This window comes from Pseudomonas sp. SWRI179, from assembly GCF_014268705.1.
In the GTDB taxonomy this organism is placed as follows: Bacteria; Pseudomonadota; Gammaproteobacteria; order Pseudomonadales; family Pseudomonadaceae; genus Aquipseudomonas; species Aquipseudomonas zanjanensis.
In genome coordinates, this window is sequence record NZ_JABWRA010000001.1 from 292,267 (window position 1) to 311,384 (window position 19,118).

Annotated in this window: 13 protein-coding genes; 11 read left to right on the forward strand and 2 right to left on the reverse strand. The window is 61.7% G+C overall.

What is annotated here, in order from left to right; translation table 11 throughout:
* The first annotated feature begins 106 nt into the window (after nucleotides 1-106).
* From lon to HU767_RS01310, 9 genes are all read left to right on the forward strand, one after another.
* Entirely contained in the window at nucleotides 107-2,503 is a 2,397-nt protein-coding gene (gene lon, locus HU767_RS01270) for an endopeptidase La (RefSeq protein ID WP_014339302.1), read from the forward strand.
* Between the two features lie 149 nt (nucleotides 2,504-2,652).
* On the forward strand, nucleotides 2,653-2,925 hold the full coding sequence (locus HU767_RS01275; RefSeq protein ID WP_002552737.1) for an HU family DNA-binding protein: 273 nt from the start codon (nucleotides 2,653-2,655) through the stop codon (nucleotides 2,923-2,925).
* A 224-nt stretch (nucleotides 2,926-3,149) separates the two neighbouring features.
* Nucleotides 3,150-5,021 (forward strand): SurA N-terminal domain-containing protein, encoded by a 1,872-nt coding sequence (locus tag HU767_RS01280; protein ID WP_186708334.1) that lies wholly within the window; start codon nucleotides 3,150-3,152, stop codon nucleotides 5,019-5,021.
* A 282-nt stretch (nucleotides 5,022-5,303) separates the two neighbouring features.
* Nucleotides 5,304-5,921, forward strand: a complete 618-nt coding sequence (lexA, locus tag HU767_RS01285) for a transcriptional repressor LexA (protein ID WP_186708336.1) — start codon at nucleotides 5,304-5,306, stop codon at nucleotides 5,919-5,921.
* Nucleotides 5,921-6,553, forward strand: a complete 633-nt coding sequence (imuA, locus tag HU767_RS01290; protein WP_186708338.1) for a translesion DNA synthesis-associated protein ImuA — start codon at nucleotides 5,921-5,923, stop codon at nucleotides 6,551-6,553. Before lexA ends, imuA begins: the two co-directional genes overlap by 1 nt.
* Before the next feature lie 7 nt (nucleotides 6,554-6,560).
* Complete coding sequence (locus HU767_RS01295; RefSeq protein ID WP_186708341.1) at nucleotides 6,561-7,982, forward strand: DNA polymerase Y family protein; 1,422 nt, start codon at nucleotides 6,561-6,563, stop codon at nucleotides 7,980-7,982.
* Complete coding sequence (locus tag HU767_RS01300) at nucleotides 7,979-11,056, forward strand: error-prone DNA polymerase (RefSeq protein ID WP_186728261.1); 3,078 nt, start codon at nucleotides 7,979-7,981, stop codon at nucleotides 11,054-11,056. The genes HU767_RS01295 and HU767_RS01300 overlap by 4 nt, the downstream gene beginning before the upstream one ends.
* A 291-nt stretch (nucleotides 11,057-11,347) precedes the next feature.
* Nucleotides 11,348-13,459 carry a PAS domain-containing hybrid sensor histidine kinase/response regulator gene (locus tag HU767_RS01305; protein WP_186728262.1) on the forward strand — a complete coding sequence of 704 codons (2,112 nt, stop codon included), beginning with the start codon at nucleotides 11,348-11,350 and terminating at the stop codon, nucleotides 13,457-13,459.
* A gap of 96 nt (nucleotides 13,460-13,555) precedes the next feature.
* Nucleotides 13,556-13,825, forward strand: a complete 270-nt coding sequence (locus HU767_RS01310; protein WP_186728263.1) for a hypothetical protein — start codon at nucleotides 13,556-13,558, stop codon at nucleotides 13,823-13,825.
* A gap of 336 nt (nucleotides 13,826-14,161) precedes the next feature.
* On the opposite strand, the gene HU767_RS01315 is transcribed toward HU767_RS01310, so the two are convergent.
* Together HU767_RS01315 and HU767_RS01320 are read right to left on the reverse strand one after the other, a co-directional pair.
* The gene (locus tag HU767_RS01315; protein WP_186708349.1) at nucleotides 14,162-14,545 is read right to left on the reverse strand and encodes a VOC family protein; all 384 of its coding nucleotides are present in this window, start codon (nucleotides 14,543-14,545) and stop codon (nucleotides 14,162-14,164) included.
* A 322-nt stretch (nucleotides 14,546-14,867) separates the two neighbouring features.
* The gene (locus tag HU767_RS01320; RefSeq protein ID WP_186728264.1) at nucleotides 14,868-16,904 is read right to left on the reverse strand and encodes an NADH:flavin oxidoreductase; all 2,037 of its coding nucleotides are present in this window, start codon (nucleotides 16,902-16,904) and stop codon (nucleotides 14,868-14,870) included.
* A 211-nt stretch (nucleotides 16,905-17,115) separates the two neighbouring features.
* On the opposite strand from HU767_RS01320, the gene HU767_RS01325 reads away from it, so the two are divergent.
* Both HU767_RS01325 and HU767_RS01330 read left to right on the forward strand, forming a co-directional pair.
* Nucleotides 17,116-17,865 carry an electron transfer flavoprotein subunit beta/FixA family protein gene (locus HU767_RS01325; protein ID WP_186728265.1) on the forward strand — a complete coding sequence of 250 codons (750 nt, stop codon included), beginning with the start codon at nucleotides 17,116-17,118 and terminating at the stop codon, nucleotides 17,863-17,865.
* Complete coding sequence (locus HU767_RS01330) at nucleotides 17,865-18,800, forward strand: FAD-binding protein (RefSeq protein WP_186728266.1); 936 nt, start codon at nucleotides 17,865-17,867, stop codon at nucleotides 18,798-18,800. The genes HU767_RS01325 and HU767_RS01330 overlap by 1 nt, the downstream gene beginning before the upstream one ends.
* Nucleotides 18,801-19,118: the final 318 nt, after the last annotated feature.

Here is a 19,118-nt window from a genome sequence, read left to right on the forward strand (position 1 = left end):
TTTTAGACGTGTCTTAGCGCTTGTTTTTTTTCAAGGCTGCCCCCATCTTGGTTTCAAGCTTACTTCCATCTGTTTCCGGCCCTAGGGCCGCCGTAGAGGCGAAATCATGAAGACAACCATCGAATTGCCTCTCCTGCCATTGCGCGATGTCGTGGTGTATCCGCACATGGTTATCCCGCTGTTCGTGGGGCGCGAGAAGTCCATCGAAGCCCTTGAGGCTGCGATGACGGGTGACAAGCAGATTCTGCTGCTGGCTCAGAGAAATCCAGCCGACGATGATCCCGGCGAAGACGCACTTTATCGCGTAGGTACGATTGCAACGGTTCTGCAGTTGCTCAAGTTGCCCGATGGTACCGTCAAGGTCCTGGTCGAAGGCGAGCAGCGCGGTACTGTCGAACGTTTCAGCGAAGTGGACGGCCACTGCCGGGCCGAGGTGTCGCTGATCGAAGAAGTCGATGCGCCCGAGCGTGAATCAGAGGTGTTTGTCCGTAGCCTGCTGTCACAGTTCGAACAATACGTGCAATTGGGCAAGAAGGTGCCTGCAGAGGTCCTGTCGTCGCTTAACAGCATCGACGAGCCTGGACGGCTGGTCGATACGATGGCGGCCCACATGGCCCTCAAGATCGAGCAGAAGCAGGAAATTCTCGAGATCATCGATCTGTCGGCCCGTGTCGAACACGTGCTCGCATTGCTCGATGGCGAAATCGATCTGTTGCAGGTTGAAAAACGCATTCGCGGTCGCGTCAAGAAGCAGATGGAGCGCAGCCAGCGCGAGTACTACCTGAATGAGCAGATGAAGGCCATTCAGAAAGAGCTGGGTGATGGCGATGAAGGTCACAACGAAATCGAAGAGCTGAAAAAGCGCATCGATGCCGCCGGCTTGCCCAAGGATGCCTTGGCCAAGGCCCAGGCTGAATTGAACAAACTCAAGCAAATGTCGCCGATGTCTGCCGAAGCCACCGTGGTGCGCTCCTACATCGACTGGCTGGTCCAGGTGCCGTGGAAAGCCCAGAGCAAGGTGCGTCTGGACTTGGCGCGGGCCGAAGACATCCTCGATGCCGACCATTACGGTCTGGAAGAGGTCAAGGAACGCATCCTTGAATACCTCGCCGTGCAGAAGCGCGTGAAGAAGATTCGCGGTCCGGTCCTGTGCCTGGTCGGTCCTCCCGGGGTGGGTAAAACCTCCCTGGCGGAGTCGATTGCCCACGCGACCAACCGTAAATTCGTGCGCATGGCCTTGGGTGGCGTGCGTGACGAGGCGGAAATTCGTGGTCATCGCCGTACCTACATCGGTTCGATGCCGGGAAGATTGATTCAAAAGATGACAAAGGTCGGCGTGCGCAATCCGCTGTTCCTTCTGGACGAAATCGACAAGATGGGCAGCGACATGCGCGGCGATCCTGCCTCTGCATTGCTCGAAGTGCTTGATCCGGAGCAGAACCACAACTTCAACGATCACTACCTGGAGGTCGACTACGACCTGTCGGACGTGATGTTCCTCTGCACCTCCAACTCCATGAACATTCCGCCAGCGTTGCTGGACCGGATGGAGGTGATTCGTCTGCCGGGCTACACCGAGGACGAGAAGATCAACATCGCCGTGAAGTACCTTTCGCCCAAGCAGATCCAGGCCAATGGCCTGAAAAAAGGCGAGCTGGAATTCGACGAGGAAGCGATTCGCGACATCATCCGCTACTACACCCGCGAAGCCGGTGTGCGTGGCCTGGAGCGGCAGATTGCCAAGGTTTGCCGCAAGGCGGTCAAGGAACATGCGCTGGAAAAACGCTTCGCGGTCAAGGTCACTGCGGACCTGCTGGAGCACTTCCTGGGCGTGCGCAAGTTCCGCTACGGCCTGGCCGAGCAGCAGGACCAGATCGGCCAGGTGACTGGCCTGGCGTGGACTCAGGTCGGTGGCGAGTTGCTGACCATCGAAGCGGCCGTGGTACCGGGCAAGGGTCAACTGATCAAGACCGGTTCCCTGGGCGACGTGATGGTCGAGTCGATCACCGCGGCACTGACGGTGGTTCGCAGCCGCGCCCGGAGCCTGGGCATTCCCCTGGACTTCCATGAGAAGCGCGACACGCACATCCACATGCCTGAAGGGGCTACGCCCAAGGACGGCCCAAGCGCGGGTGTAGGCATGTGCACGGCCCTGGTCTCGGCCTTGACCGGTATTCCGGTGCGCGCCGACGTGGCCATGACGGGTGAAATCACGCTGCGCGGTCAAGTGCTGGCGATTGGTGGATTGAAGGAAAAACTGCTGGCGGCACACCGTGGCGGGATCAAGATCGTGATCATTCCCGAAGAGAATGTCCGCGATCTGAAGGAAATTCCTGACAACATCAAGCAAGATCTTCAGATCAAACCGGTTAAATGGATTGACGAGGTCCTGCAAATTGCGCTGCAATACGCGCCGGAGCCCTTGCCGGATGTGGCTCCGGAGATTGTCGCGAAGGAAGAGAAGCGAGAGTCTGACTCTAAGGAAAGAATTAGCACGCATTAATACGCATTTGCCTGGGGGGCCTTCCTTGACAGTTTTTTAGAGCCCTTGTTATAAAGCGGCTCTTAAGTGTCTGCAGGCCATTCAGCACTCGTTTTTGCTTTCACCAAAAAAACTTAGAATCATCTCAAATAGATATAAGGGGACTTAGAGTGAACAAGTCGGAACTGATTGATGCTATCGCTGCATCCGCTGATATCCCGAAAGCTGCTGCTGGCCGTGCGCTGGACGCTGTAATCGAATCCGTCACTGGCGCTCTCAAGGCTGGCGACTCCGTTGTTCTGGTTGGTTTCGGCACCTTCTCCGTGACCGATCGTCCTGCTCGTATCGGTCGCAACCCGCAGACCGGTAAGACGCTGGAAATCGCTGCTGCCAAAAAGCCAGGCTTCAAAGCTGGTAAAGCACTGAAAGAAGCCGTTAACTAAGGTTTCGTTGAGTTTATCCGGGTCGGGGTCATGCCTGGCTTGGCAGCGGAGCGGTAATACGACCGGTTGCTACCGGTCTGGCACGCCAGGGCTTGCAGGTTCGAGCCCGGTCCGCTCCGCCAGTTACGAGAAGGCGCATCCTCGGATGCGCCTTTCTTCTATCCGGATTCTACCCACGCTCCACGGTTGCCTAAATTTGAAGTTCAACCGTTTCTGGGGGACGCATGCTGCAGAATATCAGGGACAATTCACAAGGCTGGATTGCCAAGACCATCATCGGGATCATCGTCGCATTGATGGCGTTGACCGGTTTCGAAGCCATTTTTCAAGCCACCTCGAACACCAATGAAGCGGCCAAGGTCAACGGCGAAGAGATCAGCCAGAACGAGCTGAGCCAAGCGGTCGACATGCAACGCCGTCAGCTCATGCAACAGTTGGGCAAGGATTTCGACGCCTCCCTGCTGGACGAAAAAATGCTGCGCGATTCGGCACTCAAGGGCCTGATCGATCGCAAGTTGCTGCTGCAAGGCGCACACGATGCGAAATTCGCTTTCTCCGAAGCTGCGCTCGATCAAGTGGTCCTGCAAACGCCTGAGTTCCAGGTCGATGGCAAGTTCAGCGCCGAGCGTTTCGATCAAGTGATCCGCCAGCTGGGTTACAGCCGTATGCAATTCCGCCAGATGCTGGCTCAGGAAATGCTGATCGGTCAGTTGCGCGCCGGCCTGGCAGGCAGCGGTTTCGTCACCGATGCCCAGGTGCTGGCATTCGCCCGCTTGGAAAAGCAGACCCGTGATTTCGCCACCTTGGACATCAAGGCCGATCCGGCGTCGGTGAAGCTGACCGATGATGAGGTCAAGGCTTACTACGACCAACACGCCAAGGAATTCATGACGCCTGACCAGGTGGTCATCGATTACCTCGAGCTGAAGAAAGCCTCTTTCTTCGATCAGGTCAGCGTCAAGGACGAAGACCTGCAAGCGGCTTACCAGAAAGAAATCGCCAATCTGTCCGAGCAACGTCGGGCTGCGCACATCCTGATCGAAGTGAACGACAAGGTCACCGAAGCCCAGGCCAAGGCGAAGATCGAAGAGGTCCAGGCTCGCCTGGCCAAAGGCGAATCGTTTGAAGCCCTGGCGAAGGAGTTTTCCCAGGATCCGGGTTCGGCGAACAACGGCGGCGATCTCGGCTATGCCGGCCCAGGCGTCTACGATCCGGAGTTCGAAAAGGCCTTGTACGCCTTGAACAAGGATCAGGTCTCGGCACCGGTGCGCACCGACTTCGGTCTGCACCTGATCAAGCTGCTGGGTGTCGAAGCGCCTGAAGTGCCGAGCTTTGCCAGCCTCAAGGACAAACTGACCCGCGATCTGAAGACCCAGCAGGTGGAGCAACGTTTCGTGGAGGCGACCAAGCAATTGGAAGATGCCTCGTTCGAAGCGTCCGACCTGGCGCAACCGGCCCAGGACCTGAAGCTGACCGTCCACACATCGGCCCCGTTCGGTCGTGAAGGCGGCGAAGGCATTGCGGCCAATCGCGCGGTGGTGACCGCGGCGTTCAGCCCGGAAGTGCTGGAAGAGGGTGCCAACAGCACCGCCATCGAGCTGGACCCGGAAACCGTCGTGGTCCTGCGTGCCAAGGAGCACCGCAAGCCTGAGCAACTGCCGCTGGAAAAAGTGGCTGGCCCTATTCGTGCTCAATTGACCAAGGAACACGCCAGCGCAGCGGCCAAGACCCGCGCCGACGAGTTGATCGCCAGCCTGCGTGATGGCAAGACACCGCTGGACAAACCGGTCGACGGCCAGGGCTGGAAAGCCACCGAGGCGGTCACCCGCAACCAGGAAGGCATCGACCCGGCGGTGCTGCAAGCGCTGTTCCGCATGCCCAAGCCTGAGTCCAAGGACAAGCCGACCTTCAGCAGCGTGACCTTGCCTGACGGCAGCCTGGTGGTCGTGCGTCTGAACGGTGTAAACGAAGCGGCGGCACCGACTGACGAAGAGAAGGCGCAATATCGCCGCTACCTTGCGTCCCGCGTGGGTCAGCAGGACTTTGCGGCGTACCGCAAGCAGCTGGAGAGTCAGGCAGATATCAAGCGTTTCTGATTGCTTGTTGAGGCTGGCCGAATCTGGCTGGGCTGTTTATCTGGAAAAACGGTGCTTCTTCAGAAATGGGAAGTGCCGTTTTTTTTTGGTTTTTGAGAGGGGTCGGGTTTTGTGTGTATATCCGCGGACTTGCTCGCGAAGACGTTCCCCCTGTGGGAGCGAGCTTGCTCGCGATAACGGTGGATCAGCTTGCCTGGGTGTTGAATGTGTTGATGCTCCCACAGGGTATTACGGTGTGAACTGACTGGCGGCGCTTGTCAGAAAAATCCCGGAAGAGTACAAATGTACTCCATGACGACTCTCACTCCCCGCCGTACCGCCATCCTGACGTTTATCCGCGAACGCATCGCCGATCAGGGTCAGCCTCCAAGCCTCGCTGAAATCAGCGAGGCGTTCGGTTTTGCCTCTCGCAGCGTGGCGCGCAAGCATGTGCTGGCGTTGACCGAGGCTGGTTTCATCGAAGTCAATCCGCACCAGGCCCGAGGCATTCGCTTGCTGAACCAGCCGTCGCGGCCCGAACTGCTCGATGTGCCGGTGTTGGGGCGAGTGGCTGCCGGCCTGCCGATTGGCGCCGATGCAGAGGTTCACAGCCGCCTGATGCTGGACCCGGCGATCTTCACCAAGGCGCCGGATTACCTGCTGCGGGTCCAGGGCGATTCGATGATCGAGGACGGCATTCTCGACGGTGACCTGGTGGGCGTGCAGCGTACGCCGCAGGCTGCCAACGGCCAGATCGTCGTGGCGCGCCTGGACGGTGAAGTCACCATCAAGCGCTTCGAACGCATCGGCGAGCGGGTGCGTTTGCTGCCGCGCAACCCGGCCTACCAGCCGATCATCGTCGAGGCCGACCAGGACCTGGCGATAGAAGGAGTGTTCTGTGGTTTGGTGAGGCAAGGTTGATGGGCGCTGTCGTTGCGCTGGACACGCTGTTCAACGGCGGCCAGGTCTGGAAGGGCCGGCCTGCGCCGCCGGCTGCCAGCCCGCAACCCACTGGCCATGATGCACTGGACGCGGCGTTGCCCAGTGGCGGCTGGCCGGAAGCGGCGTTGACGGAGCTGCTCATCGCCGCGCCGGGCGTGGGCGAGTTGCAATTGGTTTGGCCGACCCTGGCGCGGCTGGCGGCGGCGGGGGAGCGGATTGTGTTGGTGGCGCCGCCATTCGTGCCTTATCCCCAGGCTTGGCAGAACGCCGGCATCGACCTACGCCAGTTGTCGATCATCCGTGCCGATGGGCGTGAGGCCCTGTGGGCCACCGAACAATGCCTGCGGTCGGGCAGTTGTGGCGCGGTGCTGTGCTGGCCCCGCCAAGCGGACGACCGGGCCTTGCGCCGTTTGCAAGTGGCGGCGGAAACCGGCCAGACCCTGGCATTCGCTTGGCGCCCGATCCAGGAGGCTATCAACCCGTCGCCGGCGGCTTTGCGCATCGCCATCGATACCCGGCCGGCGCAATTGCGCGTGCTCAAGTGCCGGGGCGGGCTGGCCCGTTCGGCCCCGATTGCCTTTGCCACGCTCGCCCCCCAAACCGGGCATTGAGGTTGCGATGCGCTGGGTCTGTATTCTTTTCCCGCAATTGGCGCTGGACGCCGCGCTGCGTCAGCGCCCCGATTCCGACCAGCCCCTGGCCTTGCTGACCGGCCCGGCCCAGCGCCGGATCCTGCAAGCGGTGAACGCGCCGGCACGGGCCCTGGGCTTGCGTCCCGGCCAGACCATGACCGCCGCCCAGGCCTTGAGCAAAGGCTTTGCCACCGCGGAGTACGACGCGGCGCAGATCGAGTATTGGCAACAGTTCCTGGCGGCTTGGGCCTACCGTTTCAGCTCCCAGGTCAGCGTGCATTACCCGCGTACCCTGCTGTTCGAGATCGAGTCGAGCCTGGGCCTGTTCGGGCCTTGGCCGGTGTTCGAGGCGCGCTTGCGCGCCGAATTGACCGAGCTGGGCTTTCGCCATCGCATCGTCGCCGCCCCCAACCCCGTGGCGGCGCGGGTGCTGGCTAATGCCTATGACGCCCTGGTGGTGCCCGATGCCGAGACTTTGCAGCACTGCCTGGGCCACATGCCCGTGGAACGAATTGGCCTGGAGCCCGACGTCGCCACGGCGCTGTCGCGCATGGGCCTGCGCCGCCTGAGCCAGGTCCAGGCCTTGCCCCGACAGACCCTGGCTCGGCGTTTCGAGGCCCAGGTGCTCAAGCACCTCGATGCGTTGACGGGCAGCCGCACCCTGGCGCTGTCGTTCTACCTGCCGCCCGACCGTTTCGACGTGCGCATCGAACTCAACTATGACGTGCAATCCCATCAGGCGCTGCTGTTCCCGTTGCGCCGCCTGACCGGTGACCTGTCGGCCTTCCTCTGCGGACGCGACAGCGGCGTGCAGCGCTTCGACTTGCACCTGGAACACGCCGGGTTGCCGGATACTGTGATCAAGGTCGGCCTGCTCAGCGCCGAACGTGACCCGGCGATGCTCTTCGAACTGGCCCGCGGTCGCTTGGAACAAGTGCAGGTCGAGGCCCCGGTGCGGGGTTTTCGCTTGTGTGCCGAAGACCTGCCGAGTTTCGTGCCCCAGCGCCTGGAACTGTTCGACGAACGCCCGCAACAGTCATTGCCCTGGGAGCAACTGCGGGAACGGCTGCGGGCCCGCCTGGGGGATGATGCCGTGCAAGGCTTGGGGTTTCGCGACGACCATCGGCCTGAGTGCGCCTGGCAGACGACTTCCCAGCCCCGATCCCAGGCTTGTCCGGCGCGCGAGGGCGTGCAGCGTCCCGGCTGGCTGTTGGATGAACCCCAGGCTTTGCCGCAAGGCCAGGCACAAATCCTCATGGGGCCCGAGCGTATCGAGACCGGTTGGTGGGACGGCGCGGATGTGCGCCGCGACTATTACCTGATCGAAACTCGCAGCGGACAACGGGGCTGGGCCTATCGACCGGTGGGCGAGGGCGGGCCGCTGTGGCTGCAGGGCTGGTTCGCATGAGCGTTGAATATGCCGAACTGCATTGCCTGTCGAACTTCAGCTTCCAGCGCGGCGCCTCCAGTGCCCTGGAATTGTGCCGTCGCGCCAAGCAGCAGGGCTATCAGGCCTTGGCGATCACCGATGAATGCACCCTGGCCGGGATCGTCCGGGCCTGGCAGGCGGCCAAGGAGTTGGCGCTGCAATTGATTGTCGGCAGCGAAATCCAGGTCGAGAACGGTCCGAAACTGGTGCTGCTGGTGGAAAACCTGGACGGCTATCAAGCCTTGTGTCGGTTGATCACCCGCGCCCGGCGCCGCAGCGAGAAGGGCCACTATCGCATCGTGCGGGAGGACTTCGACGAGCCCTTGCCGGGGCTGCTGGCGTTGTGGGTCGCCGAGGGCAAGGACGCCGAGGAGCACGGGCGTTGGCTCCAGCCGATCTTTGCCGGGCGCCTGTGGCTGACGGTCCAGTTGCATTGCGGGCAGGACGACCGCCGACGGCTGGCGGACTGCCTGGCGCTGGCCGAACGCTTGGATCTTCCGGCCGTAGCCAGCGGCGATGTGCACATGCATGTGCGCGGCCGTCGTGCCTTGCAGGACACCATGACCGCCATCCGCCACCACGTCACGGTGGCCGAGGCCGGCCAACGCCTGCACCCCAACGGCGAGCGTCACTTGCGCAGCCGCAAGGATCTGGCCGAGCTCTACCCGCGGGCCTTGCTCGACGAAACCCTGGCCATCGCCCGGCGCTGCACCTTCGACCTTGGCCAACTGCGCTATGAATATCCGCGTGAGCTGGTGCCCGAGGGGCATGATCCGGCGTCCTGGCTGCGGGAACTGACCGAGCGGGGCATGCGCGAGCGGTGGAAGGATGGCGTGACAGACAAGGTGCGGGCACAGATCGACAAGGAGCTGAGCCTGATCGCCGAGTTGGGCTATGACAGCTATTTCCTCACCGTGCAGGACATCGTCAGCTTTGCCCGCAGCCGCCATATCCTCTGCCAGGGGCGCGGTTCGGCGGCCAACTCGGCGGTGTGCTACGCCTTGGGCATTACCGAAATCGACCCCAGTCTCACCAGCCTGTTGTTCGAGCGTTTCCTGTCCCGGGAGCGCAACGAGCCGCCGGACATCGACGTCGATTTCGAACACGACCGTCGCGAGGAAGTGCTGCAGTACGTGTTCCAGCGCTACGGTCGTCATCGTGCGGCCTTGACGGCGGTGGTCAGCAGTTACCACGGCGCCGGGGCGGTGCGCGATGTGGCCAAGGCCCTGGGCCTGCCGCCGGACCAGGTCAATGCCCTGGCCGATTGCTGCGGCCGTTGGAGCGACGAGGCGCCGCCGGTGGAGCGCTTGCGTGAAGGCGGCTTCGACCCGGACAGCCCGGTGTTGCGCCGGGTCTTGGGCCTGACCCAGCAATTGATCGGTTTCCCCCGGCACTTATCCCAGCACCCTGGCGGCTTCGTGATTTCCGAACAGCCCCTGGACACCCTGGTGCCGGTGGAAAACGCGGCCATGGCCGAGCGCACCATCATCCAGTGGGACAAGGACGACCTGGACGCGGTCGGGCTGCTCAAGGTGGATATCCTGGCCTTGGGCATGCTCAGCGCGATTCGGCGTTGTTTCGACCTGATCGAGCAGTACCGGGGGCAGCGTTATGCCTTGGCGTCGTTGCCCCAGGAAGATCCGGCGACCTACCAGATGATCTCGCGAGCCGACACCATCGGTGTCTTCCAGATCGAATCCCGGGCGCAGATGTCGATGTTGCCTCGGCTGAGACCCGAGAGGTTCTACGATTTGGTCATCGAAGTGGCGATCGTGCGGCCCGGGCCGATCCAGGGAGGGATGGTGCACCCGTACCTGCGGCGCAGAAATAAGGAAGAAGAGGTGACGTATCCCTCTGAAGCGCTGAAAACAGTGCTTGACCGCACCCTGGGGGTGCCCTTGTTCCAGGAGCAGGTCATGCAGATCGCCATCGTCGCGGCCGACTACACCCCGGGCGAAGCAGACCAATTGCGGCGCTCCATGGCTGCCTGGAAACGTCACGGTGGGTTGGAGCCCCATCGGGAACGCCTGGCGCAGGGGATGAAGAACAATGGCTACACCGCTGAATTCGCCGCGCAAATCTTCGAACAGATCAAAGGCTTCGGCAATTACGGTTTTCCCGAATCCCACGCCGCCAGTTTCGCCTTGCTGACCTACGCCAGCAGCTGGCTCAAATGCCACGAACCGGCGGCGTTTGCCTGTGCCTTGATCAACAGTTGGCCGATGGGGTTCTACAGCCCGGACCAGATCCTCCAGGATGCCCGCCGGCATCAACTGTCGATCCGCCCGGTGGACGTGCGCGCCAGCGATTGGGAGTGCAGCCTCGAGCCCATGGACGGCCGGCAACCGGCGATCCGCATGGGGCTGCGCCTGGTCAAGGGGTTTCGCGAAGAGGATGCCCGCCGTATCGAAGCAGCGCGCCGGCAGCGGCCCTTCAACGACGTGGCCGACTTGGGTGAACGCGCGCAACTCGATGCCCGGGCCCAGGCGCAACTGGCGGACGCGGGGGCCTTGCAGAGCTTGGCCGGGGATCGCCATCGGGCTCGCTGGGAAGTGGCCGGGGTGCAGAAGCAACTGGGCCTTTTCGCCGGTTTGCCCAGCCAGGAAGAACCGCCCGTGACCCTGCCCGAACCCACGCTGGGGGAAAACCTGTTTGCCGATTACGCCACACTGGGCACGACTCTAGGCCCTCATCCGCTGGCCCTGCTGCGTCCCGAACTGCGCGCCCGGCGCTGCCGCAGCTCCCGGGAGTTGCAGGACGTGGAGCATGGCCGCAACGTCAGCGTCGCCGGGCTGGTCACTGGCCGCCAACGCCCGGGCACGGCCAGCGGCGTGACCTTCGTCACCCTGGAAGATGAATTCGGCAACCTCAACGTGGTGGTCTGGCGCGACCTGGCCGAGCGCCAGCGCAAGACCCTGGTGGGCTCGCAATTGCTCAGGGTCGACGGACGCTGGGAAAGCGTCGGCGAGGTCCGCCACTTGATCGCCGGGCGCTTGAGCGACCTGACTGAATTGTTGGCGGGTATCCAGGTGCAAAGCCGCGATTTCCGCTGAGGTTGCTATAACACCACAACCCTGTGGCGAGGGAGCTTGCTCCCGCTCGGCGGCGCAGCCGTCGTAAAACCGATTGACGCGGTGTACCTGAAGGATTGCAGCCGCCTTTTTTGGGGCTGCTTCGCAGCCCAGCGGGAGCAAGCTCCCTCGCCACAGCAAGCATGTCCCAGTCCAGACAGGTCGTCGTCATGACCTCAGCATGAAACCAAACGCCAACCCGACGCTCGAAGCTCTGATCGCAAGGGATTTGTGTGCCGATTCCCTGCAGGTATTTTGAGGTTAGAGTCGACCATGCAGTTTCTATCCCAGAATCACGGGTGCCCTGGGTGGGGCGGTGAGATGGCCGGGCGTATCCGGGCGTTCGATTGGAGCCGAACCGAGTTGGGCGCCATCGAGCACTGGTCCGCCAGCTTGCGCAGCGCTGTCCAATTGTTGTTGGCTTCGCCCCTGCCGATGGTGATGTTGTGGGGCCGCCAGGGCTTCATGATCTACAACGACGCCTATGCCGAGTTCTCTGGCGGTCGCCATCCCTACCTGTTGGGGTGCGCGGTGGAGTTGGGCTGGCCGGAGGTTGCCGAATTCAATCGCCATGTCCTGGACGTTTGCCTGGCCGGCGGCACCTTGTCCTACCGTAGCAAAGAGCTGGTCCTGCTACGCGATGGCAAGCCTGAAGACGTGTGGATGGACCTCTACTACAGCCCGGTGCCCGATGACGACCAATCTCCGGCGGGGGTGTTGGCGATTGTGGTGGAAACCACCGAGCACGTATTGACCGAGCGCGCCCGGCAAGCGGCCGAACGCAGTTACCGCGCGGTCAATGAACGCATCCAGCTGGCGCTCTCGGCCGGGCCCTTGCTGGGGTCGTTCGTCTGGGACATCCAGGCCGACACGTTGTCGGGCGATGAGCGTTTCGCCCGTACTTTCAACTACCCACCCGACTGTTCGCTGGACGCATTGCCCATCGAAATTGCCCGCCAGGGTATCCACCCGGACGACCTTGAAGAGGTCAACCAGCGGGTCGAACTGACCGTGCGCACCGGCGTGTCTTACAGCGCTGAATATCGGGTTCGCCGCCTGGACGGCAACTATCGCTGGGTGCTGGCCAGCGGTCGATGTGAGTTCGATGGGGCGGGCAAGCCCCTGCGTTTTCCGGGGGTGCTGATTGATATCGATGAGCGCAAGACGGCCGAAGCGTCGCTGCTCAAGTTCACCCGCGATTTGGAGCAGCGCGTTGCCAACGAGGTGCAGGCGCGGCTGGCAGCGGAAGAACAGTTGCGCCAGTCACAGAAGCTCGAGGCCATTGGCGGCCTCACCGGTGGCGTGGCCCATGACTTCAATAACTTGCTGCAGGTGATCGCCGGCAACCTGCATTTACTGGCACGCCACGAACGAGACAATGCCAATGTGCAACGACGGGTCAGTGCCTCCATCGAAGCCGTGGAGCGGGGGGCCAAACTGTCCTCGCAGCTGTTGGCTTTTGCCCGGCGCCAGCCCTTGTCACCGGCGGTCTACAACCCTCGGCGCATCTATGAGGGCATGGGTGAGTTGCTGCAACGGGCCCTGGGCGAAACCATCCAGATTGAAGTGAGCCTGCCTCAGGCGCCCTGGTGCATCCACGTCGATCGCAACCAACTGGAAAACGCCCTGTTGAACCTGGCAATCAATGCCCGTGACGCCATGGACGGCGAGGGCACGATCCGCCTGCTCGGCGAGAACATCGTGCTCGATGAAGCGTTCTGCGCCGGTAAGGAAATCCCGACCGGCGACTATGTCCGGCTGTCGGTGATCGATTGCGGTGCCGGCATGCCGCCCGATGTCCTGCAGCAAGTGTTCGAACCGTTTTTCACCACCAAGACCGATGGCCAGGGCACTGGGCTTGGATTGAGCATGGTGTTCGGGTTCGTCAAGCAGAGTGGCGGCCATATCGAGATTTCCAGCGACCTGGGTGAAGGCACGCGGGTGCGGATGTATTTCCCTCGAAGCCTTGCGCCTGAAGTAGGGGAAACCGAGCAATACGACGCGCTTCAGTCCGGCCGGCAAGAGACGATTCTGGTGGTGGAGGACAACGACGAGGTGCGCAGTGCGTCGGTGGACCTGCTGGAGCAGTCAGGCTATCGGACCCTCACGGCCGCCAACGGCGATGAGGCGATGAAACTGCTGCTGGACGGCACCGCGGTGGACCTGATTTTCACCGACGTGGTCATGCCTGGCCTGATCAAGAGTTCCGACCTGGCCGCCTGGGCCAAGGTGCAGAGCCCGCCGGTCCCGGTGCTGTTCACCTCGGGCCATACCCGGGACATCATCTCCCGGAACCATCAATTGAGCCCCGACACCCATCTGTTGAGCAAACCCTACGGCCCGGACGCATTGGCCCGGATGGTCAGGAGCGTGTTGGGCGGTTGATCGCTGCGTTTTAAACAAATGGAACCGAAGCCGTTGCGTCACCTTCGAATGTTCAAGACCGGTCAACCATCCGGCCCTGCCATGAACGAGGTGCCTATGAACGACGATCCCGCAAACACTCAGCCACAGACGCCGTCTGCGCGTAATGATCCGGCCATCGACCCTCAGGTTCCGGGCAAAGCGTCTGATGCCGAGCCAGTCAGTCCTGCCGGAACGGACCAGGCTGACAGCGCCGCCTCTGAGGTCGATCAGAAGCAGCATCACCAGGACAATGACAACACCTTCAGCCCCGGCTTCAAGCCTGATCCGGACCGGCCGAAATCCGGTGACAGCACGGATGCCGATATCGATACCGATGGGGGCTAGGCTGCTTGCCAAAGCGATGGGCAATCTGCATGCAGGTTGACTGTGACGGCCTCTTCGCGAGCAAGCCCGCTCCCACAGTGGTCTTGTGGTGAATATGAGACTCATAAGCGCCCAAGATCCCTGTGGGAGCGAGCCTGCTCGCGAAAGCGGTGGGTCAGCTTGAATCAATGTTGTCTGTGCCACCGTCTTCGCGAGCAGGCTCGCTCCCACAGTGGTCCTTTGGTGAATGCAAAACTCATGAACACCCAAGATTCCTGTGGTGAATATGAGGCTCATGAACACCCACGATCCCTGTGGGAGCGAGCCTGCTCGCGATAGCGGTGGGACTGCCTACATTTATTCAGCCTTGAAGCAATACACCGCCAGCTTGTTGCCATCCAGGTCCCGGGCATAAGCGGCGAAGGCGTTGTCCGCCCAGCCTCGCGGGCCTGGCAGGCCTTCGCAGACGCCGCCGTTTGCCAGGGCGGCCGTATGGAACGCCTGGACCGCCGCGCGGTTCGGCGCTTCGAAGCTCACCGTGACACCGTTGCCGATGGTGGCCGCACTGCCGTTGGCCGGATTGAGGACAAAAAACGACGGCTTGTCGACGCCCCAGATGGAGCCGGCCTCGTTGAGGTCGGCAACACGCTTGAGGCCGATCTCTTTCAGGGTGGCGTCATAGAACGCACGCGCTTTTGCCAGGTTGTTGGTGCCGACGGTGACATGGGTAAAAACGGACATCTTGGTTTCCTTTCTTTGGGTCATTGGGTTTACGAGCGGATTTCAGAAATGAATGACGGTACGAATGCGACCGCAGCCCTAGGTTTCAAGGTCTGTGCTGACATGGAAAAGCATCGTGTTAGTTGCAACGCTATCTACTTGAGAAACGATGAACCTGTGGCGAGGGAGCTTGCTCCCGCTTGACCGGGCTGGCGCTCCAGTGCGAAGCGCTCACAAAATGGGTCTGCTACGCAGCCCAGCGGGAGCAAGCTCCCTCGCCACGGGCTCATCGAACGTCTTGAATGCAACATCAGTCCCTGACCCTGACGATCAGGGCAATATTTCAGATGTCCTTGACCAGCCGCAGCGCATCGTAGATCGCCGCGTGGGTATTACGTGCCGACACTGCGTCGCCGATCCGGAACAGCTGGAAGCGACCTTCGGGGTTGGTCACGATGTCCTGGGTTTTCCCGGCGATCAGGTTGTGCTGTTCGACCGCGCCGTTGTTGCTCGAATGCGGGCGCAGTTCGAAGTACAGGTCGTCCAGGGGCAGGGTGCCGTGGTTGACCACCACTTGATCGACCACGCGCTGTTTGCGCACCTGGCCGTAGTCGCTGCCGAAGTTGGCGATCAGTTGACCGTCGCGCTTCTCTACGGAGTCGACTCGATAGGTCACTGTGAAGGTGACGTTCAGGTCTTGCAGGCTGCGCATGTACGGCACCAGGTTCATCGCCATCACCTCCGGCGAAAACGACCGGTCCGGCGTGACGATCTCCAGTTTCGCACCGCTGTTGGCGATGACCTCGGCCGCCTGTAGCGCCGCGTGGTCGCCGGCGTCGTCGAAGATCAGCACGTTCTGGCCGGGTTTGACGTCACCGGAAATGATGTCCCAAGTCGACACCACCAGCTCATTGCCGTGCTTGAGCACCTCGGTATGGGGCAAGCCGCCCGTGGCGACGATCACCACGTCCGGCGCCTCGGCCATCACGGTCTCGGCTTCGGCCCAGGTGTTGAAATGGAACTTCACCCCCAGCCGTTCGCATTGCGCCATGCGCCAATCGATGATGCTGATCATCTCGCGCCGCCGCTCGCTCTGGGCGGTCAAGCGGATCTGTCCACCGGGCTGATCCGCCACTTCGAACACCGTGACGTCATGACCGCGTTCACCAGCCACCCGCGCCGCTTCCAGGCCCGCCGGGCCGGTGCCGATCACCACCACTTTACGTTTGACCGATGCCTTCGGGATCTCATGGGGCATGGTGGTTTCGCGGCCGGTGGCGGCGTTGTGGATGCAGTAGGCGGCGCCGCCCTGGTAGATGCGATCCAGGCAATAGTTGGCGCCGACGCAGGGGCGGATCTCTTCTTCGCGTTTTTCAATGATCTTGCGCACGATGTGCGGGTCGGTCATGTGCGCGCGGGTCATGCCGATCATGTCCACCTTGCCGGAGGCGATGGCGTGCCGCGCCGTGGCGACGTCCGGAATCTTGGCCGCATGGAACGTCGGGAAACCGGTGGCCGAGCGAATCTCGCCAGCAAAATCCAGGTGCGGCGAATTGCGCATGCCCTGGATGGGGATCACGTCGGTGAGGCCGGCATCGGTATCGATGTGCCCGCGCACGACGTTGAGGAAGTCCACCAGCCCACTGTCCTTGAGCATGTGGGAGATCTGCAGGCCGTCGCTGGCACCGAAGCCGCCGGGCAGGTCTTCATCGCCGGTGTAGCGCACCCCGAGCAGGAAATCTTCGCCACAACGCTGGCGAATGCCACGCAGGATGTCGAAGGTGAAGCGCATCCGGTTTTCCAGCGAGCCGCCGTAGGGCCCGTCGAGATCGTTGGTCAACGGCGACCAGAACTGATCCATGAGGTGCCCGTAGGCCTGCAGTTCCAGGCCATCAAGACCGGCGGCCTTCATGCGTTCGGCGGCATCCACGTAATCCTTGATGATCCGGTCGATGTCCCAGTCTTCCAGTTTTTTCGGGAAGGCCCGGTGGGACGCTTCGCGGCGATGGGACGGCGAGACGACCGGCAGCCAGTCCGCCTTGTCCCAGCGTGTGCGCCGACCCAGGTGGGTCAGTTGGATCATCACTGCCGCGCCGTGTTCGTGGCATTCGTCAGTCAGGTCCTTCATCCATTTGACCACTTCGTCCTTGTACGCCAGCACGTTGTTGAACACCGGCGGGCTGTCACGGGAAACGGCGGCGGAACCCGCCGTCATGGTCAGCGCCACGCCAGCCTTGGCCCGTTCGACGTGATAGGCGCGGTACAAATCCTTCGGCATGCCGTCGACAGGATAAGCCGGCTCATGGGAGGTGGTCATGATCCGGTTCTTGAGGGTCAGGTGCTTGATCTTATAGGGCTGCAGCAGAGGATCGCTGGACATGGTGTTGCGCTCCGGGAACAGAACATCAGGCTTGGTTTGACATAACGGTATGTTGAATGTTCATGTGTGTCAACGATTGAGACACAGGTGTACATTTTTCTTGCGTGGCGGAAAAACCAGGATTACCATCCAGTCGAAACAGGGGTGCACCGGCTCGTGCGGCCGGCCATCTCGCATCGATCCACAGTGCAAGGGGGCTATGGGAAGAACCATGAAAGTGCTCGTTGCGGTAAAGCGTGCCATCGACCCGAATGTAAAAGTCCGGGTGAAAGCCGACGGTTCAGACGTCGAACTCAATGGCGTGAAGATGGCCTTGAACCCGTTCTGCGAGATCGCGGTGGAAGAGGCGATTCGCCTCAAGGAGAAGGGGCTGGCCTCCGAAGTGGTGGTGGTCTCGGTGGGCACGTCGGTGGCGCAGGAACAACTGCGCACGGCCTTGGCACTCGGTGCGGACCGGGCGTTGCTGGTCGAGACGAATGCGCTACTCGAACCGCTCAACGTCGCCAAGTACCTGAGCAAAGTGATCGATCAGGAACAGCCGCAATTGATCCTGTTTGGCAAACAGGCGATCGACCAGGAGAACAACCAGGTCGGGCAAATGGTCGCGCAGTTGATCGGCAGCGGCCAGGCCACTTACGCCTCGGCCGTCAATCAGGTCGACGGGCAATGGGTCGTCGAGCGTGAGGTCGACGGTGGCAGCCAGGTGGTCGCCATCGCCATGCCGGCCGTGGTGACCTGCGACTTGCGGCTGAACCAACCGCGCTATGCCTCGTTGCCGAACATCATGAAAGCCAAGAAAAAACCGCTTGAAATCATTGCCGCCGACACCTTGGGCGCGAGCGTGAAGGAACACGCTCGATTATTAGGCGTAGTGCCGCCGGCGGTGCGCAAAGCCGGGATCAACGTCGGTTCGGTGGCCGAGCTGGTGGATAAATTGAAAAACGTTGCGGGGGTGATTTGATGCGCACATTGGTGATCGCCGAACACAGCGCAGGTCAACTGACGTCAGGGACATGGAGTGCCGTGACCGCCGCCCTGGCGTTGGGCGCCAAGACGGATTTGCTGGTGATGGGCGGGGCGGATGCGTCGGCAGTGGCGCAACAGGCAGCGCTGGCCCAGGGCCTGGACCGGGTGCTGCTCGCACAAGGGGCGATGTTCGAACATGCCCTGGCGGAAAATGTCCAGCCACTGATCACTTCGCTGGTGGCCGAGGGGTATACGCATGTCGTTGCCGACGCCAGCAGCATGGGACGCAATGTGCTGCCACGGGTCGCGGCCAGCCTGGATGTCGGCATGCTGTCCGACGTCACCCACATTGTTTCGGCGGACACCTTCCAGCGCCCCATTTATGCCGGCAATGCCATCGCCACCGTGCAGTCCCTCGATCTGATCAAGCTGCTCACGGTCCGCGCCTCGGCGTTCGCCCAAGCCTTTTCCCATGAACATCGCTGTGAAGTGGTGGCGGTGGAGGGCGGGCAAAGCGCAAGCAATGTGCGTTTCGTGAGCGAACAACTGACGGCCAGCGAAAGGCCGGATTTGTCGAGCGCCCGCGTCGTCGTGTCCGGTGGTCGCGGGATGCAGAGCAAAGAAAATTTCGCCCTGATCGAGCGAGTGGCTGACAAGCTTGGCGGCGCCGTCGGGGCCTCCCGTGCGGCGGTGGATTCGGGTTTTGCCCCCAACGATTTGCAGGTCGGGCAGACCGGGAAAATCGTCGCGCCAGAGCTTTATATCGCGGCGGGCATCAGTGGCGCCATTCAACATCTGGCGGGTATGAGCGGCTCAAAGGTCATTGTCGCGATCAACCAGGACGCTGAAGCACCCATCGCCCAAGTGGCGGATTACATGTTAGTGGCGGATCTGTTCGAAGCATTGCCGGCACTCGAAAAAGCGTTGTGAGTGCTTAACGAAAAACGCTGAACCCGTGGCGAGGGAGCTTGCTCCCGCTTGACCGGGCTGGCGCTCCAGTGCGAAGCGCTCACAAAAGGGCTGCTACGCAGCCCAGCGGGAGCAAGCTCCCTCGCCACGGTTTGTCGACAGTCTTAAGGGAATCTGCATTACCGAAAGAGTTTCGCCAAAGGGCGGAGGAGGGCCGAGCGACCGAAATACATGAGCTGTTCCCATAACTAAAACTTATCCATGCATAACATTAAATCCCTTGAGGAGGGTGATAGCACTCTGCTCTGATGAGGGAACGTTAATTCTTCTGCTGCCCTG